The 17,694-nt window shown below is 39.7% G+C and carries 12 protein-coding genes and 1 tRNA gene; 2 read left to right on the forward strand and 11 right to left on the reverse strand.

The genetic code is table 11. The features are described 5' to 3' along the window. Window positions 1-8: 8 nt before the first annotated feature. The 8 genes from R8806_RS12905 to R8806_RS12940 all read right to left on the reverse strand — a co-directional run bounded on the left by R8806_RS12905 (window position 9) and on the right by R8806_RS12940 (window position 12,088). Window positions 9-1,400, reverse strand: coding sequence for a RagB/SusD family nutrient uptake outer membrane protein (locus R8806_RS12905; protein ID WP_151412057.1), 1,392 nt, complete (start codon window positions 1,398-1,400; stop codon window positions 9-11). A 16-nt stretch (window positions 1,401-1,416) separates the two neighbouring features. Continuing rightward, window positions 1,417-4,692, reverse strand: a complete 3,276-nt coding sequence (locus R8806_RS12910) for a SusC/RagA family TonB-linked outer membrane protein (protein ID WP_164719828.1) — start codon at window positions 4,690-4,692, stop codon at window positions 1,417-1,419. A gap of 179 nt (window positions 4,693-4,871) precedes the next feature. Further along, the gene (locus R8806_RS12915) at window positions 4,872-6,035 is read right to left on the reverse strand and encodes a FecR domain-containing protein (RefSeq protein WP_167513925.1); all 1,164 of its coding nucleotides are present in this window, start codon (window positions 6,033-6,035) and stop codon (window positions 4,872-4,874) included. A gap of 76 nt (window positions 6,036-6,111) precedes the next feature. Continuing rightward, the gene (locus tag R8806_RS12920) at window positions 6,112-6,696 is read right to left on the reverse strand and encodes an RNA polymerase sigma-70 factor (RefSeq protein WP_151412055.1); all 585 of its coding nucleotides are present in this window, start codon (window positions 6,694-6,696) and stop codon (window positions 6,112-6,114) included. A gap of 209 nt (window positions 6,697-6,905) precedes the next feature. Beyond that, a complete protein-coding gene (locus R8806_RS12925; protein ID WP_164719990.1) occupies window positions 6,906-9,122 on the reverse strand; it encodes a PAS domain-containing sensor histidine kinase in 2,217 nt (738 codons plus the stop codon). 248 nt (window positions 9,123-9,370) lie between these two features. Next, the gene (locus R8806_RS12930) at window positions 9,371-9,847 is read right to left on the reverse strand and encodes a Dps family protein (RefSeq protein WP_087419436.1); all 477 of its coding nucleotides are present in this window, start codon (window positions 9,845-9,847) and stop codon (window positions 9,371-9,373) included. Between the two features lie 166 nt (window positions 9,848-10,013). Beyond that, entirely contained in the window at window positions 10,014-10,988 is a 975-nt protein-coding gene (locus tag R8806_RS12935) for an energy transducer TonB (protein WP_151412054.1), read from the reverse strand. Continuing rightward, entirely contained in the window at window positions 10,985-12,088 is a 1,104-nt protein-coding gene (locus tag R8806_RS12940) for a radical SAM/SPASM domain-containing protein (protein ID WP_151412053.1), read from the reverse strand. The genes R8806_RS12935 and R8806_RS12940 overlap by 4 nt, the downstream gene beginning before the upstream one ends. A gap of 139 nt (window positions 12,089-12,227) precedes the next feature. Here R8806_RS12940 and R8806_RS12945 point away from each other — a divergent pair. Continuing rightward, window positions 12,228-12,305, forward strand: a tRNA-Val gene (locus R8806_RS12945). Between the two features lie 65 nt (window positions 12,306-12,370). Continuing rightward, the gene (locus R8806_RS12950) at window positions 12,371-12,664 is read left to right on the forward strand and encodes a transposase (protein WP_229783003.1); all 294 of its coding nucleotides are present in this window, start codon (window positions 12,371-12,373) and stop codon (window positions 12,662-12,664) included. Between the two features lie 51 nt (window positions 12,665-12,715). Here R8806_RS12950 and R8806_RS12955 read toward each other — a convergent pair whose 3' ends face one another. The 3 genes from R8806_RS12955 to R8806_RS12965 form a co-directional block, all read right to left on the reverse strand. Next, on the reverse strand, window positions 12,716-15,505 hold the full coding sequence (locus R8806_RS12955; protein WP_124317860.1) for a M16 family metallopeptidase: 2,790 nt from the start codon (window positions 15,503-15,505) through the stop codon (window positions 12,716-12,718). Further along, window positions 15,502-16,782: a thioredoxin family protein gene (locus R8806_RS12960; protein WP_151412052.1), complete on the reverse strand. Its 1,281-nt coding sequence runs from the start codon at window positions 16,780-16,782 to the stop codon at window positions 15,502-15,504. Before R8806_RS12960 ends, R8806_RS12955 begins: the two co-directional genes overlap by 4 nt. Window positions 16,783-16,908: 126 nt before the next feature. Next, complete coding sequence (locus tag R8806_RS12965) at window positions 16,909-17,694, reverse strand: hypothetical protein (protein WP_124318037.1); 786 nt, start codon at window positions 17,692-17,694, stop codon at window positions 16,909-16,911.

Raw genomic sequence — 17,694 nt, forward strand, 5'->3', positions numbered from 1 at the left:
CTTCTCTTTTAATAATTTTCAGTCGTACTTAATTCCCGTAACGGTAGCGGTAACACGTAAACGTCCTCTCCACACATTCTGGAAGACCAACGCATATTTACAGTTCCCAAACGTTTGTACACGAAAAACATCTGTCCCTCCGCATAAAACTCCTTTAAATACTCCTGTAGAATAATTTCCTGTCTATTATTTTCCGTCAATTCGGTTGTCGTCAATCCCCGAGAAGCTAAAAATTCAGTATATACCATATTCGCTTCTGTCAAACCGGCACATTCTGCAATAATCAAATACATCTCAGACAAACGAATCAAAGGAACACTTTTAGTCGGTGCCGGGTTCTCGGTGTCAAATGACGCCATATTACCATATTTATTTGAAGAACGAAGGCCCCCACCATCATCAGTATACCATAAATACCGGAAACGAATATCTTCCGCCGCATACAATTCACTCAGATTAGTACTTTTTTGTTCAAAAGCAGCATAAGAACCGTCTGCAATCATGTTATCATTAAATTCTTCAAGACTTATTCCAAACAATTGCTCACAACTATACAACACTCTGTCATAACGCAAAAAATCATTTTCAACCCCCAAAGCAAACTGTTTTTTCTCACCTGCAACCGTAGCTTCTTTTACTAATCGGGCGTAACGTAAAGCCTCATCATGCTCTCCCAGCCACAAATGTACCCGAGCCTGTAAACCAAGCACAGCATAATAATTCATCCGATTTTGCCGATATGATACTGACTTATCATTTGCCACGATCAAGTCCACTCGTTGCAATAACAATTCAGCCGAATCCAAATCTGTACAAAGTTGGGTCATGTATTCCTGATAATTAGAATACGGATAATTCTCCAATTGAACCGTAGTCACATAAGGTAGATAGTCCCGATTTCCATCAATCCCAGTTGGCATTGGTCCCCACAAACGAATCAAATCAAAATGGATAAAAGCCCGTAAACCTAAAGCTTCCCCTTTATACAGGTCTTCTTCATCTTCCGTCAATACGTTATTCTGAATATCAATATACTCCAACAAAGTATTCACGTTTGCAATAATCTCGTATTGTTTCAAAAATAGCTGGGACAAATTCATCTCAACCAAGTCTGCCCGATAATCATGAGACGCAAAATCATAAGCCGTTCCCCCATCCGTAGCCGTTATCCAAAGATTGGCCATATACTCCACTCCCCCGACAACCATACTCGCATCCGGAGAATAATTATCCCGCATCAAAGTATAACAACCGATCAAGGCATCATAAAATCCCCCCTGTGTCTTGAACATATCTTCTTTTGTCACTTGTGTTTCCGGCTGAATCGTCAACCAATCCTGACAACCCGCCAAGCAGAATATCAAGCAAGACATCAATAATAAATTCTTCATATTTTTCATAACACGTTCAAATTAATTAGAAAGTACATGATATTGAAAACGACGGTTTCACGGAAAATGGATAATCAGTTCCTCTTTCTTGCTCTATCGTGGACATATACAACAAATCCATCATGCTAGCAGACAAACTCAATCTCTCCATTCGCATATATTTACAAATCCGACGCGGGAAATCATACTGGATATTAATATTTCTCCAGATAAAGGTTGATTCATCTGCCACGAAACGGTTATTAGCAACCGTATTCTTATCATTATTCAACCCTTTATATCGAGTCACGTCACCCGGTTTCTCCCAACGCTCACTCAACACACGTTTGTCAACATTCACCTTCGGATAAGCATTTTCCACCTTGTTCAATAAAGTCTGATTCAATTTCTGTCCTCCCAACCGTAACTCGAAACCAGTATTCAAAGAGAAAGATTTATAACGGAACATCGTGCTGAAACGTCCGTTTACCTTCGGAACCTCATTCCCGACCTTAACCTTTGCATACATATCAATATCAGAAGAAACCCGTCCGTTTCGATCCATATAAAGCACCTCTCCCGTGGCAGCATCCACACCCGGAGAAATGAACGTGTAAATAGCGTCCATGGATTCTCCCTCTTTATATTGCAAATAAACAAACGCCCCGGTCTGATTATTCACGGTTTCCTCGTTCTGCCGTTTCATTTCATCCGAAAGGGTCACGATCGTATTCTTGTTCCAAGACATCGCACCCCTCACCGACCACATAATATTCTGGTTCCGCAACAAATTTACAGATACATTCAACTCTCCTCCCACGTTCCGAAGAGTCCCGATATTCTCCATATATTTTGGGAATCCATGAGAATAGGATAATCCCAATGAAGAAATATAATTTTTCGTTTCTTTACGGTAATAGTTACCTTGAACCGATAATATCTCATTAAACAATGTCAGATCGACCCCTATATTATGCTGATAGGTATCCTGCCAGCGCAATTTATCATTACCAAGTCCCATCAGATAAGCTCCCATATCCCCGTTATAACGTTGATCACGGTCATATTCGTAGGTTGTCAAAGCTTGATATGGATTACTCGGCAAAGCACTGTTCACCCCGTAAGAGTAACGTAGACGAAGTAAATTCATCCAAGGAAGATTTTCCAGTACAAAATTTTCCTGACTAACCGTATACCCAAAACCGATAGACCAGAATGGAGCAAAACGATTCTGAGAACCAAAGGATGAAGATCCATCCAACCGATAAGAAAAATCAAAGAAATAACGACTATCGTAATTGTAATTCCCGGTCACGGTGAATCCCGCTTGTCTGGAATGTGTATCCGTAGAACTGGGACGTTCATTAGCAAAACCGGCAGCGTTAGAAATATCTGTCAAATTATCATTAGCAAACCCTCGTAACCATAGTATATACCCTAGATTTTTCGTTTCATACAAGCTCCCATCTACCCCTGCAAACACGCTGTGCCGACCGAAAGTGTTCCCGTAACTAGCATTAAAACTCCATTGCCAAGAACGCATTTCACGATATTCCCACGTGTAACTACCCATAGCATCCGGATCTGATGTGTTATTAAAATCATTACTGGATTTGGGAGAGAAACGATCACTTCTATCTGTTTGAGTGGTATAACCGACATTCGTGGATAACTTTAACCCTTTCACGACATCCCACTCGATCCTGAATGTATTTCGGATATTCGTGTATTTACTTTTATCAAATTTATTGATAGAAGCCTCCCACAAAGGATTTGCAATCACATCCACCCCCGTGGTTGAACCAAACGTATTAAAAGATTTCACAATACGCCCATTCTCATCATAAGGATACCAATACGGATTCATGGTTACATACTCACCAAAAGACCCGTATGGGCTATCTTCCGAATTATTCAATCCTAAAGAGAACGTATTCATGAAACGAATCTGTTTAAGTAAATAACTGATTCCCAATGTTCCATTAAAATTATTCCGAAAAGAGCCTTTCATGGCACCAGCCACGCAATTGTAAGATAAATTCATCGAGTAACGAAATTGTTCGTCACCACCACCTAAATCCAGCATATAGTTCTGCCCTACACCTGTACGTACCGGTTCACCAATCCAGTAAGTATCCACCCCCTCTGCTATGGATTTCACATTTTGCCGATACAGGACCATACGTGCTGGACTATTGTACAATCCTGCACGTTCCTCCAAGTCTAATTTTTCCTTGGCATCCAACAAATCATAACTAGACAAATCGGGAATCTCCAAATTTATCCCACCGGAGAAAGAGACTCGTAATTTTCCTTGACGAGGTTTTGAAGAAGTAATCACAACAACACCATTGGCCCCCCGCGAACCATAAAGAGCCGTGGAACTTGCATCTTTCAAAATCGTTACAGACTCCACATCCGATGGATTCAAGTCCATCACCCGTTCCAACGTCACCTCGAAGCCATCCAACACGAATAATGGCTGGTTCAACTCTGCCCGGGCATACGTCTGTAAGTTTGTTATATCCGGTAACCCGGAAATACCACGAATCTGAATCTCCGGCAACACGTTCGGGTTGGAACCATACGTGTTATTCTCACGAATTACGAAAGCCGGGTCAATATTGTTTAGCGTTTGTAACAGATTCCGGTTACCATATGCCATAATATCCTCTTTCGTGATATGCGTTACCGCTCCCGTGAAACTCTCCTTCGGCTTGTTGAAAATACCGGTCACGACCACCTCATCAATCTCCGCCATATCGTTTTTCATCACGATATTCAAAGGTTTATTATCTTTTTTCAATCGAACCTCCTGTTTCTGGTACCCCACGAATGAAAAAATCAACACGAGAGTATCTCGCTTCGGCAAATCAAAATCAAATTTGCCCTCTTCATTTGTCGTGAAACCGATAGTTGTTCCTTTCACTTGAATCGTCACTCCGGGTAACGTCATCCCGTCCACATCTTTCACGGTTCCCCTCACGGTAATCTTTTTCAACGAATCTGTTACAGCCAACGCCCTCACGTAGTGGATTACCACGAAGTTATCGTTAATCTCGAACTTCACGTCATACCCTTTGAAGATCAATTGTAACGCCTGTTCAATCGTGGCATCCAGAAAATCCACGTTCACCCGTTTTGACACGTCGATCTTAGAGTTGCTGTAAAAGAAGTCCAACTGTGTGGATTCTGAAATCTTATTCAACACCTGCTCGATCGTGGCATCCTTCATTTTCAAGTTGATACGAGCCGTCTGCGAATGTACCGCGGCCGACAAATGCATCACGCACACCAAACATAAAATCCCTGTTATTCGCATAACCTTAAGAAAATTTTTTAGCCATCTGGGGGGATAAAGCCCCAAATCACAATTTTTTTTCATACATTTGTTTTTTAAAGGTTTACAATGAGTCTTGTCCTCTATCGCCAAATGTCGGGCAAGACTGCTAACTTTTATAAATGCCGGAGAAGTCGCTATACTTTTCCGGTATTTTTAATTTACTCTGAAATTACAATTGTTTTCCCTTTCACGCTAAACCGGACTTGACTTGTACTCTCGATCATCCGAACCAAATCATCCAAAGGCTTAAACTTCACGATCGCCCCCGTGAACCGCACCTTTTTCACGCTTTCATTACTAAAAAATATTTCCACGTCATACCAGCGGGAAATCTGCTTGGCAATCTCTTCCAGTTCCGTGTTATTAAACAAGAACTTCCCGTCGATCCAAGACGTGTAAAGACGAACATTGACTTCCCGTTTCTCTAACTCGTTTTCTTTCCCATAAGCCTGTTCCCCCGGAACCAGTCGAAACGCTTGCTGACCACCTGAAACAATTTCCACGCTACCATTTACCAGCGTGGTAGAAACCTCCTCATTATCATCGTAATCATTCACGTTAAAACGAGTACCCAACACCTTCACGTTCATCCGGGATGTTTCCACGATAAAAGGCCTTTCTGCATCATGTGCCACGTCAAAAAAAGCCTCCCCGGACAATACAACCCGTCTCTCTTTTCCCATGAAAGATTGAGGATATATCAATCGTGATGCCGAATTCAACCAAACCTTTGTCCCGTCGGCTAACATGACTTGGTACTCTCCACCCTTAGGAATAATTAATTCATTATTTTTATTGACATTAGCCATCCCGATAGAATCGTGTGAAGAATAACGTAACAGATGATTAGAATCCATCTCTATCCGGACATTTGCCTCGTGAGCGATCAATGAACTCTTCATTGTACTATCCAGCATAACCGTTTTTCCATCATACAACTTCAATATTGCTCGTTCTCCCCCCGGACGAGAAACTGCACTAAATTGACGATGTACCCCCACCGGCTCATTCTTCATACCCTGCCACAAAACCAAAGCCACGCCTAACGGCAAAATAAAGAGAGCCGCATATTTCCACCAATAACGGAAACCTATTTGCCTTCCTCTTCCCCGTTTCACTCGTTTTAATACATTCTCCGTATCAGGAGCAAAATCCCGATGTAAAAGTTTTACCTGATCACGTATTTTCTTTATCTCGGCATACACTTCCTCATGTCCCACATCTTCTGCCAACCAACTTGAAAGCTCGGCTTCCTCCATTGGTGACAGGTGATCATCCAACTTTCCGGAAATCAACTCATATATTCGATCATCTATTTTCATCTTCATATTTTTACATAGAGTACTTCAAAAATGAAAAACAGGGTGAAGAAAAAACAGATTTTTTGAAAAAAAGATTTTAATCTTCTTTTATCCCAAAAAGAAATAGTAATAACGAGAATTGTTCCTGTTTCAATTTTTCCCGCAAGGTCTTGTAAGCGATTTTCATTTGTGTTTTTACCGTGTTGACCGAAATTCCCAACGAGTCAGCCACGTCCTTGTATTTCATATCTTCCAGAATCACCAGTTTAAAAACAACTTTACATTGTAAAGGCAAATTCTCAATCTCTCCCCACAAACGGTTCAATTCCGGCGTTTCAAATTCTACGACTTCTTCCGAAACCTTTAAATTTTGTTTCACATCCTCCAGATCAACACGTTCCCGTTTATTCTTCAAAAACGTAAAACAAGCATTACGCACGGCAACAAACAAATAACTATCAATAGACGCCCTCTCGTCAATCCGAGTACTTTTTTTCCAGATCTTTTCAAAAACTTCCTGCACAATGTCTTCCGCCACGTCAAACTGCACGACAAACGTGGCTGCAAAACGACACAGGTTTTTGTAGCGAGTTCTGAAAAGGTAATCAAAGGCAGCTTCTTTTCCTTCTTTTAACTCTCTAGTCAATATTTCTATTTCATAATATTTCTGACTATCTTCCATCGTATTAACCCAACAATACAAAATATTCACCACCTAAAAACCACCTATCGCATCCATTGAATTGATTTCTCAAAAATAATAAAATCTAAAACAAAACCTTTTTTTAATGCTACTTTTGTCTCTAACAATTTTTATTTACTCGGATGATAAAAGAAAAATTACCCACGGGCAAGAAAGCAAGTAGGACACTCTTGGAATGTCAGCATGAACTATTGTCCCGGTTTAACAGGCAAGGTAAACCAAAAAGTACTTCCTTGATTTTCCTCGGAAATCACCCCGATCTCTCCCCCCAACTTATGGACAATCGTCTGACAAATGGCTAATCCCAACCCAGTTCCGTTTGTAAAACTATCCAATTTGACAAAACGTTTGAAGATTTCATCTTGCTTTTCCGCAGGAATTCCTTTCCCCGTGTCGGAAACAAAGAAACGCAACCCATTCTCCCGCTCCTCGTAACCAAAATGGATATGTCCCTCGTCGGTAAATTTAAGCGCATTATTCAGGAAATTCGAAATCACCTGCATCACCCGGTTCTTTTCCGTGTAAATAACACATTTATCCATATGGGAAGTAAAAGAAATATCAATATTAGGATGTTCTATATTCTTCTGGCGATAACTCATTTCCAATCCCCGCAACATCTCGTTTATATCAACCATATCATAAATAAACTCCAACGTTCCCGCCTCGATCTTTGATAAATCCAGAATGTCACTAATCAACTGCAACAGTAACTCATTATTTCGATTAATAATAGCCATGTACTCCTCTTTATCCTTCGGATCATCCGTGTTAACCAGTAATTCACTGAACCCCACGATAGCATTCAGGGGGGTACGAATCTCGTGACTCATATTGGACAGGAACATCGACTTCAACCGATCGGACATCTCAGCCGCTTCCTTCGCCCGTTTCCATTCATTGGCAACCCGGGTGCGTTCGGAAACATCCTCGTATTTCAATACAACTCCCCGAATCTGCCTCTCGTTCTTTATATCATAAACAGGCGTGGCCGTGATCTCCACCGTAAACCCGTCATCAAAAGTAACTTCCTTCATTTCCCGTTTTCCCGTCTCCAACGCTTTCTGCATCACGCACCCCGGACAAGGAGAATCCCGATGCATCACGCTTTTGTAGCAACACAACCCGGCCTTATACCTACCGGCCAGCGGATGCTCGGAATACTGGGCCAAGTTTTCCCACTCGATCATGTAATTCGGGTGAAGATACACTAATCCATTATTCGAGTGATCAAGAATAAGCTGGTTGATCTCCTGAATCTTTTCCACATTCTGTTTCGCCTCCATCAAGGTTTTCTCGTATAACTTACTCTCGGTTATATTACGTAACGTCCCGACAACCCGCAGGGGTTTCCCTGTAATATCTTTTTTCTCGATCGTCAAATACAAATCATAATAATCTGCATACACCCCCAGAACATCATAACGAATCTCCCGGTGCAAATTATCTATCCGTCCATTCTTTATATCTGCGAAAAGCCGGGACATGACCTCCCGATCGTCCGGATGCATGTAATCAACAGCCTCCAGCGAGGACAGACCATCCCGTTCTTTACAAAAACCTTTATTTTCAACTTTAAACTCGGGATATTTAAACCGGATAAGATCATCTTCCAAATCCCAGATCATCGGAACCGTGTTCGTAACCGAGAAAGCCATCCGCAATTGCTGATTCACCTCTTGAAGTTGTTCTTGTATACGAATAAGATCTGTTATATCCCAGCGAGTGGCCAGTAACCAATGGTGTATATCGTTGGACACCACATTTTTATTCACGATAGAAACGTGTCTCTCGCCGTCAGGAGTCTCGTATACTTCTTGCACTTGATAAGAACTTCCTTCTTCAATAATTTTAAAATCGACATCCCGGTAATGCTCGCCTCGTTCCTTTCCATACACCTCTATATCAGTCTTACCGATAATTTCTTCCCGAGAATATCCACCCTGTAACTCACACTGCTTATTCCAGAAAACATACTTCAAATCATCATCTATATCCTTTATGATCAGAGGCATTGGCATATTGTCCAGCACCGCATTCAATAATCGCTGATTCTGTTTTATCGCAACTTCGTTCTTTTTCCGTCCCGTAATATCCCGTTCAAAACAAGCCACCAAATTTTCCTGTACACGCTTGAACCGCCCCTCGTAATAGGTTATCTTACCATGAACCGACACGGTATACTCCACCTCGTACACTTTATCCGAAATCAACGCTTCCCGCAAATTGGATATCACGATGTCTACAAACGGGGGATCAACACAATCCTTCAAATTCCGACCAATCAATGCCTCCACCGGTAAAGAAAGTTTCACAGGATCTGCATTATAAATTTTTTGTATATTAAACTGGTTATCTACCATGAAAATCATGTCGGGGACAGAGGCAATAACCTTTTCTGCCATAATATTTTCCATATTCTCTCGTGGAATAAAGATTTTTCTCCTACGAGAAAAAAAGAAGATGAGATTTCCCAAAATCACTACTCCAGCTATAACATATCCCCACATGGCAATCAGATTTAATTTTTACGCAATATATTGCAAATATAACAATAATAAATTACCAAACAATCCCTTTATCGCACCATGATCGAATTAAAAAGCCGTGCTGACATCAGCACGGCTTTCTAGGTACAAATTAAAACTTAAACTTATTCACTTAAATATGCACGTAGCATCCATAAATTCTTCTCTTGCTCGGAAATGTAAGGATTAATCATATCTTGAGTTCCATCATCACCGATTTCTGCGGCCAAAGCCAATATTTCACGTTCTTTTCGGATCAATATCCCCAAATTCCCCACAATCTCCTTTACGCAACGATTCCCGTCGGAAACCCCCGTTACCTCTTTAATCTCAGCCTGTTTCATGTAAGCGGAATACGAATGTAACGGGGTACCCTCCAACGTAAGTACGCGTTCAGCAATCTCGTCCACCTTCTCGATAGCATCATTATAGTACTCTTCAAACTTAGCATGCAACTCGAAGAAGTTACTTCCTTTCACGTTCCAGTGGAATCCTCTCAAATTCTGGTAAAATATTTGGTAATTTGCCAACAAATCATTCAAATGGTTTACTAACTCTTTTGATTTCTCTTTGTCTAATCCGATTAAATTTAGTGTTTTCATATTATTTGATTTTTATTAATTACTATTCTCCTTATTTTTCTGATACAAATATAGAATAAGTAATATTATAAATCAAATCAATTGTTTTTATAAATTAATCTATCAAATTTATAACACATGATTATCATTGACATACGACCACATTAACAAGAAATCATTTCAAAATTTATTTTTCTAATGTAAAATTTACAGGAACGACATAATGCACACGTGCCTTTTCACCTCTCATTTTACCTGGTTCCCAACGAGGTAAGGCCTGAATGATCCGGATCGCCTCTGCATCAAGCAAAGGATGAACACTCTTCATAACCTTCACGTTATCAACTAAACCTGATGTATCAACCACAAAAGAAACAAATACCTTTCCTTCAATTTTTTGCTCTCTAGCCTCTATCGGATACTCAATTCTCTCCGCAATATACTCCTGAAGAGATTTATGAGGAAAAACTGGCATTTCCTCTGTTACATAGCAAAAAATACCATTTTTATTTTGTAAGCTATCCAACATTTCCCGAGTAAAATTTACCGGAATTACAACACTAACCCGTTTCAACTCGCCTTGATGCCTGCCAGGTTCCCATCTAGGCATCTTCTTAACCAACCTCAAAGCCTCTGCCTTCAGAAGAGGATGTTTTCCGTAAGCAACTTCAATACTATCCATTCGTCCATCTTTCTCGATAATAGCTGACACAAAAACCTTGCCGGTTATTCCTTGTTTTATAGCCTCTTCAGGATATCTTACATTTTCCTTTACATAGCGTTTCAAATCTCCGGGAAAAACAGGCATATCCGACACAACCGCATAAACCGTCAATGAATCCTCAACTTCATCCCCCAATGTTACATAGCAAAACATAAATTCCTCATTTTCTCTGATCGTGTCCACTCGTAACTTTCCCGTAGAATCCGTACTCACGAAATACTCTATTTCATTCTTACTGACAGCAGCTCTCTCCGAAATTGAAGGTATAACTTTTCTTTCTGCAGCTTGTCCCTTCTTGCTTTCTCCAACACTTAAAATTACCAAAGCTGTTCCAAAAAAGATTTTACTATCATTGATCCATCTCCAATCCCATCGAACAGACAAACAATTTAAAATCTCATACAATACTCTATATACTTTTTTACGTAACATGTTCATGAAATAAAAGGTTTTAATGACAATTCTTTTACGATAGGATCAACCTGTTGCAATGTTCCCCCAACTTGTTCCGAAGCCGCCCGACAGCCACCTCTACACATATTCCATTTTTTACATCCGCGACAATTTTCGACAACGATACTATCCCAAGAACAAGCGTAACTAGAAAACAGAATATCTGGCAACGGTTGACGGTACACATTTCCAACTATATTCGGAGAATGATTACACATCCGGACATTACCAACAATATCAAAAGTTAAAGGACGATTATATACATTTGTCGGACAATTTCCAAAACGAATAAAAGGATAATCAACCGGATCAAGCAAACAATGTGGAGTACAAACACCAGAAACAACATCCAAACCATACCGCGACGCTAGCTCATTTACTTCACCAAAAACTTGATGCAAAGCTTCACGCCCGACCGAAAGCTGCATGGGCTGATTCAATCCCTCCCCTCCAATATTATACCGATTCACCATAAATCGACGTATTCCCATTTGACACAACCTTTTTATACATTCTCCAACATACAAGTAATTCAAAGCTGTAATCACAATTACCGGAACTACTTCTATTCCTCTGCCCAACATCAATTGTAACGATAACATCATTTTTTCCCATGCTCCCGGAACTCCCGTAATCCGATCATGAATTTCCGGACGAAATGATAGTATTGAAAACTCCATCAAATTCACTTGTAATGCGGCTAATTGCTCATAAACTTTTATTTCCCCATTTCCATTCGTGATAACAATTACCCTCACACCATTCACTTTTGCATGTAAAACCAACTCTATAAATCGTTCGCTAATAGTTGGTTCCCCACCTGTAAACACTACTTTACTCAACGTTGTCTTCCTTATCAGATAATCTAACAACAGGTATGCTTTTCGAAAAGACCCCAATCTTTCCATATTTATCCCCTCTTGCTTCCACCAATTATAACAATGTTTACATCGCAAATTACAATCAGAAGTTAACTCAATAATTGCGTGATTCAAAAACGCCTTTTCCATATTCTCTAATAAATATATGACAAGTATATAAAAAAATAGAAATAAACAACATATAAATTCCTGTATTAAAGCCATACACCCATCTCTCTCCACCTTATTACAAATAATTCGATATTAAAATTCAGTCCTTGCTACCTTTTTTTTCAAAAAAATCAGTCAATTCTTTGCAGAGTTCAAAAATTGCACTACATTTGCATCCGCAATCAAGCAACACGGGCGCTTAGCTCAGCTGGTTCAGAGCATCTGGTTTACACCCAGAGGGTCGGGGGTTCGAATCCCTCAGCGCCCACCAAGAGACTCATAATGAGTCTCTTTTTTTGTTTTGAGGTTACTTTTTCAAATAAGTCATAAGGATTTATGATAGTGTCTCCAAAAGGAGACACTATCTTCACTCGTTCAATTCCATCCGTGTACGCCCATTCAAAGAGAATATTGAATTCTTTCAACAACAGGAACACGAACGCTGCCACCGAATCATTCAACGCCAAGCAGAAAGCCTTCAGGGTTCAATTTAGGGGTGTGCTGGATATAAATTTTTCCTCTTTAGAGTCGCAAAAATTTTTGCTTGAAAAGAAGAAAGAAAAGCAAGAAAGAAATGGAGATCCACCTAATTTTTCACGTGAGCCTTTTTCCATCGGCCTTTTCACGTGAACTCATTTCCGCACTCTTCCGATGATTGATGATAATTCCACACATTCTTTATCAATATTTTGACTTAATCACCAAATCAACACATTGCGCTGTATTAAAAAATCTTCGGGCAAAACCGAGTACATTTCTTGCCTTAATTTTATCAATAACAGCATCAAAATAAATCGGAGAATCCATTCTTTTTCCCGTTTTATTATAAAACTGAAGATTTTCTGTCCAAAAAGCAATTGTATTATAAGCCATTTCGTCAACCGATTTTTTCTCTTTCTCTATAGAAAGGACGAAATCTTCAACATCCTCATTTGTCATACCTTGCTTCAAAAATTCCTGAATTTGTTCATGAACTAATTCCCTCATCCGAGGACCTTCATCCAAAGATGTTGCAAAACGAATAAATAGTTCTTGTTGATAACGAGGTTTTGAAGACACTTCCCCTAACACTTGCACACTATATGCAGCCCCTCGCTCACCCCGAATCTCTTCTTGGAAACGATACTGAAAATACATTTTCAGTATACGCATACACACCTCTTCCATTGGAGTGGTTTTCAAATTATTAACAAACTCAATACTCACCAAGTATTTACGATCCGGCATATTCACTTCTATATCTTCAGTTATATTTCCTTCCCGATCGTAATGATGTTCTACCGGTGTTTCTTTCCTGTACGCAGAAGGAATTGCCCCCACGTACTTGGCCACCAGTTCACGAGCTTTCTCCCTTTCAATATCTCCGACCAAATAAAAAGTAAAATCTGAAGCATCTTGAAAACGCTCCTTATAAATTTGAATCATCCGATCAAAATTCATCGCAGAATAATAATCGGTATCCTTTTTCCAAAGACGAGGAGACTCTACTCTTCTGATCGAGGATAACATCTCGCTAATCGTATCATTGATTGTCGCATTCGAATTTGCTTGGTTCATTCGGTTAACCGCCACAAAACGATTAAAAAGTACACTATCAAAACGAGGTCGTTCCATTGCCAGATAAAATAACTGGAAAGCAATTTCCAAGTCAACAGATGCCCCAACAACACTAATACTCTCCGAACGTTCATCTAAAGACAAATTCATATCAACCGTATGATCTTTCAACAAGAAACCCAATGCATTCATATCATATTTATACAATCCTCCTTGCAAAAACAAGGCAGACAAGGCATCTGCAGAGGGCAAATCCTCAGCTTTTATCACCGAACGCCCACCGGGACTTCCAGCCAACATATTAAACATACCTTTATCTCCATCCGTGTATTTATAAAATATCCTAGCTCCATTATCCAACACCCATTCCTCAGCGTCCAACATTTTTATAGTCTTCTCTTTTACAATCCTTCCCGGTTTAATCTCAAAATCTATCAATTCAGCATTCTCTTCTATCACTTCTTCCCGAGCGGCAAGTTGTTCCATATCAGCGGAACGGGAATCCTGAATCATCTTTTCAATTTCTTGGGCATTAGGAAAAAGATAAGTGGAATCATTACCCTGCATAAGAAATACCCAATTATCCGATCCACCGTACCAATCAGAAATCCAATCTTGAAAATTTTTAGCCGATAACGTATCAAGGACAGACAACGTGACGTCCAACTTTTCATCAACCGTACACAAAGGTCTGCCTAATAAAAAATTATCTTGATAAATCTGGAGGAACACGCTATTCGGCATACTCCCTTCCTGCCCCATATTCGCCCTCACCCCTTGCCGGTATTTCTCTATCAAAGGTTGCAAGACTTCATCTGTAAATCCAAAACGATGCACATACTCTATTTTGTCCAACATTTGCTGCAACGCCTCTTTTTCCTTTCCCGGCAAAGACGTTAATACCATATTGAAACTATCATAATTTCTCACCAAATTAGAAATCCACGCTCCCGCACTCAAAAGATAAGACTCCCCCGCCTCCACATATTCCGTTATTAATCCTCTCATCACCGAATTATAAAAGTCTCGTAATAACATCTCACGTAACATATCTTCCAAAGAATTCACGCTAACCCAAGGAATACGTTTCACCAATTGAATTGAATTATTAGAGATCTCTTTATCGATCAATTTCGCGTATAAAGGCCTGTCATTATTTTCTATTTTATAAACAAGACGAGGTTTTGGATTCTTTCTTTTGGGAATAGGATCAAATAAACGTTTCACGGTCGTCTCCACCTGCTCAACATCAATATCCCCAATAATCATTACCGCTTGTTGGTCCGGACGATAAAAATCATTATAATAACTCCTCAGTTGTTCCGGAGTAAAATTCTGCACGACATCCACGGTACCGATAATATCATGAATAGCATATTTACTCCCGTTATACAAATAAGGCTCTGCCATTTTTTTCACTCGTTTAGACACATTCATCCTTACCCGACGTTCCTCCCGAATCACTTTACGTTCTTGATCCATATCTTCCGATTTCAATTTCAAGAAACCAGACCAATCCCGTAATACTAAAACACAGGAATCTACCAACACCCGCGAGGCCGTTGGTACATGATCAATATGATATATCGTTTCATCATATTTAGTCACAGCATTGAACGTCTCCACTCCATGACGTTGTAAAAAGGCAGGCACTCCATCCGGAAAACTCTGCGTGGAGTGAAATGCCATATGTTCCAAGACATGAGCCAAACCATTCTGATTGTCATCTTCCAACAAAGAACCGACATTTTGCACGAGATAATAATCAGCATACCCCGATTGAACCTCTGTATGCCGAATATAGTACGTCAACCCGTTCTTTAACTTACCATAACGAAACACACCGGAACTCTCTTGAGCCACGACAAAACAACTGGAACAAAAAAACAATAACAACAATAGTAAATTTCTCATAACGTACTCAATCTACTTTGGATCATTTTCTGTAATTGCACCATCAACTGTTTATCCTCGATCTCCGCACTCACGATAAAAGCTTGATTATAACATTGTTTTGCTTTCACGCTATCCCCAGTTTGTTTCAAACAATCCCCTAACAAACAAAGCACTCGGGATCTTAACTGAACTGACATTCGCGGGAAAGATAAAGCCTTTTCCAGCCACGGGATTACCTTCAGGTAAGCATTCTCGGGAATATTACCTTGATACAAGGAAAATAAATCCTCTACCGGTCCGGTGTAATTATTAACCGTCAATGTTGCGCTCGCACCTTGAAAATATTTATTCATATTTTCAAAAAACACATCCAAATTCTTACGGTACAAATTATAATACCCGTCCGCAAGGAAATTAACAGCTTCAAAAGCAGTAAGTTCTCCAAACGGGATTGCGCCGTAAATCTGATTCAAATCACCATTCAATCGCTCCAATTCTTGTTTGTACTCCGCCTTACCGTTACGACACAAGGATATAATATATCCATTATACAAACTGATTATATACCTGTTCACGTCCGTTTTACCCACTTGTTCTACGTATCCTTGATAATTTCTGACCAGAGCATCGAAAATCGGGTCATTCTTATCTTTTTGCTGATGGAACATTACCAATAAGGCAAAATCCTCTGGATTCACCATTTTATCCAAGGTTTTATCGGCCACGTAACTATCAAATAAAGAGCCTATACGGATAACCCATTTTTCCCGGTTATACCCTTCCTGTGTACCGATAAAAGCGGGAGCTTGTAACAATAACTCTTGCCGCAAATCCAAATTCTTCTTCTCTTTCTTAACTTTTTCATATAACTTTTCAAAACTTAAGACTTCCCCCATAACGACTTTAGCCTCATGCAATAAAGTAGCAGACTCTTTTGCACCGTTAATTGACAAAAGTATTTCCCCTTTCACGTTAAGAAATAACAGGGTCGGCAAAGCATTTACTTTATATTTTTGTACTAATGTTTTATTCTCCGGAGCCTCAGCATTCAACTGGCAACAAACAAAATTTTTGTTAAAATATTCTCCCACCTCAGGTAATGTGAAAATCTTTTTTGCCATTTGCTTACAAGGTTCACACCAATCCGCATAGAAATCTATAAAAAGATACTTCTTTTCCTTCTTCGCCTTTGCCACGGCATCCTCAAATGTCCCTTCAAAAAAAGTAATTTGGGCAGATACCGTCTCTAGCAATCCCATAAACAAGATTACTAGCCATAATTTAATATATTTCATTGTAATTAAATTTAAAAAGGAAGTGTGTCAAAAATTATCCTACTTCATAAACTTTCCCATCAATTACTTCCTGAAAATCAAAAAAGAAAGCAACCGATCAAATTTTTGACACATTCCCTGCAATTATTAATTATCCCTCAAATCAAACGTGAATATATCCGTCAGTATGGCAGAATGGCCTTCATTTTCAACCTTTAAAGAAACCGTATAACATCCAGCCGGAGAATCCACTTTCGCATCAACATACATCCGCCCTCCCCCAATAACCGTCACATATTGCGCAAAGTCATCGGCAGCCTCCTGACCGTTAACACTCTTCACACTATAAAGAGTGTATTGGAGAGGTTCTGTTCCCAATACCTGCTCTATCTGTGCCGTCGTCCACGGAATACTTTTATCGATCTGTTCTTGCAATTGAGCAATTTCCTCCCGAAGCGTGTACGGATCAAGCACCCCTACTTCCTCACACATGGAACAGATTGTATTTTTCTGAGAACGGATTCTACTTTCTGCAGGTTCCACCACTTCATCTTTATACAATGTATACTCATCGGCAGCTTTATCCATTAATTCTTGATAATACTCTTTATCTGCCTCCGATGCATTATTAAAGGCAGTTTTTGCCTGTTTATAAGCTTCATACAACTCATCTTTCCGTTCCTGCAAAGAAACAAATTCCGTTTCCAGTTGATCCGTTTTAGCTAAAAGATCCTGAATTTCAGGCGTGTATTGATCAAAAATACGTTTCAACTCACGAATATTATTCTCTAAAGCAGAGAAACGCGTAACCTGTAAAGTATCCATCGAATAAGAAGCCTCATTCGTGTACAAATAACCGACTGCAACATTATCGCACCCTATAAACAAGGACGTCAACCATAATATCGTGCTATATAACCAGATTTTCATCAT

Source organism: Butyricimonas faecihominis (genome assembly GCF_033096445.1).
Lineage (GTDB): Bacteria > Bacteroidota > Bacteroidia > Bacteroidales > Marinifilaceae > Butyricimonas > Butyricimonas faecihominis.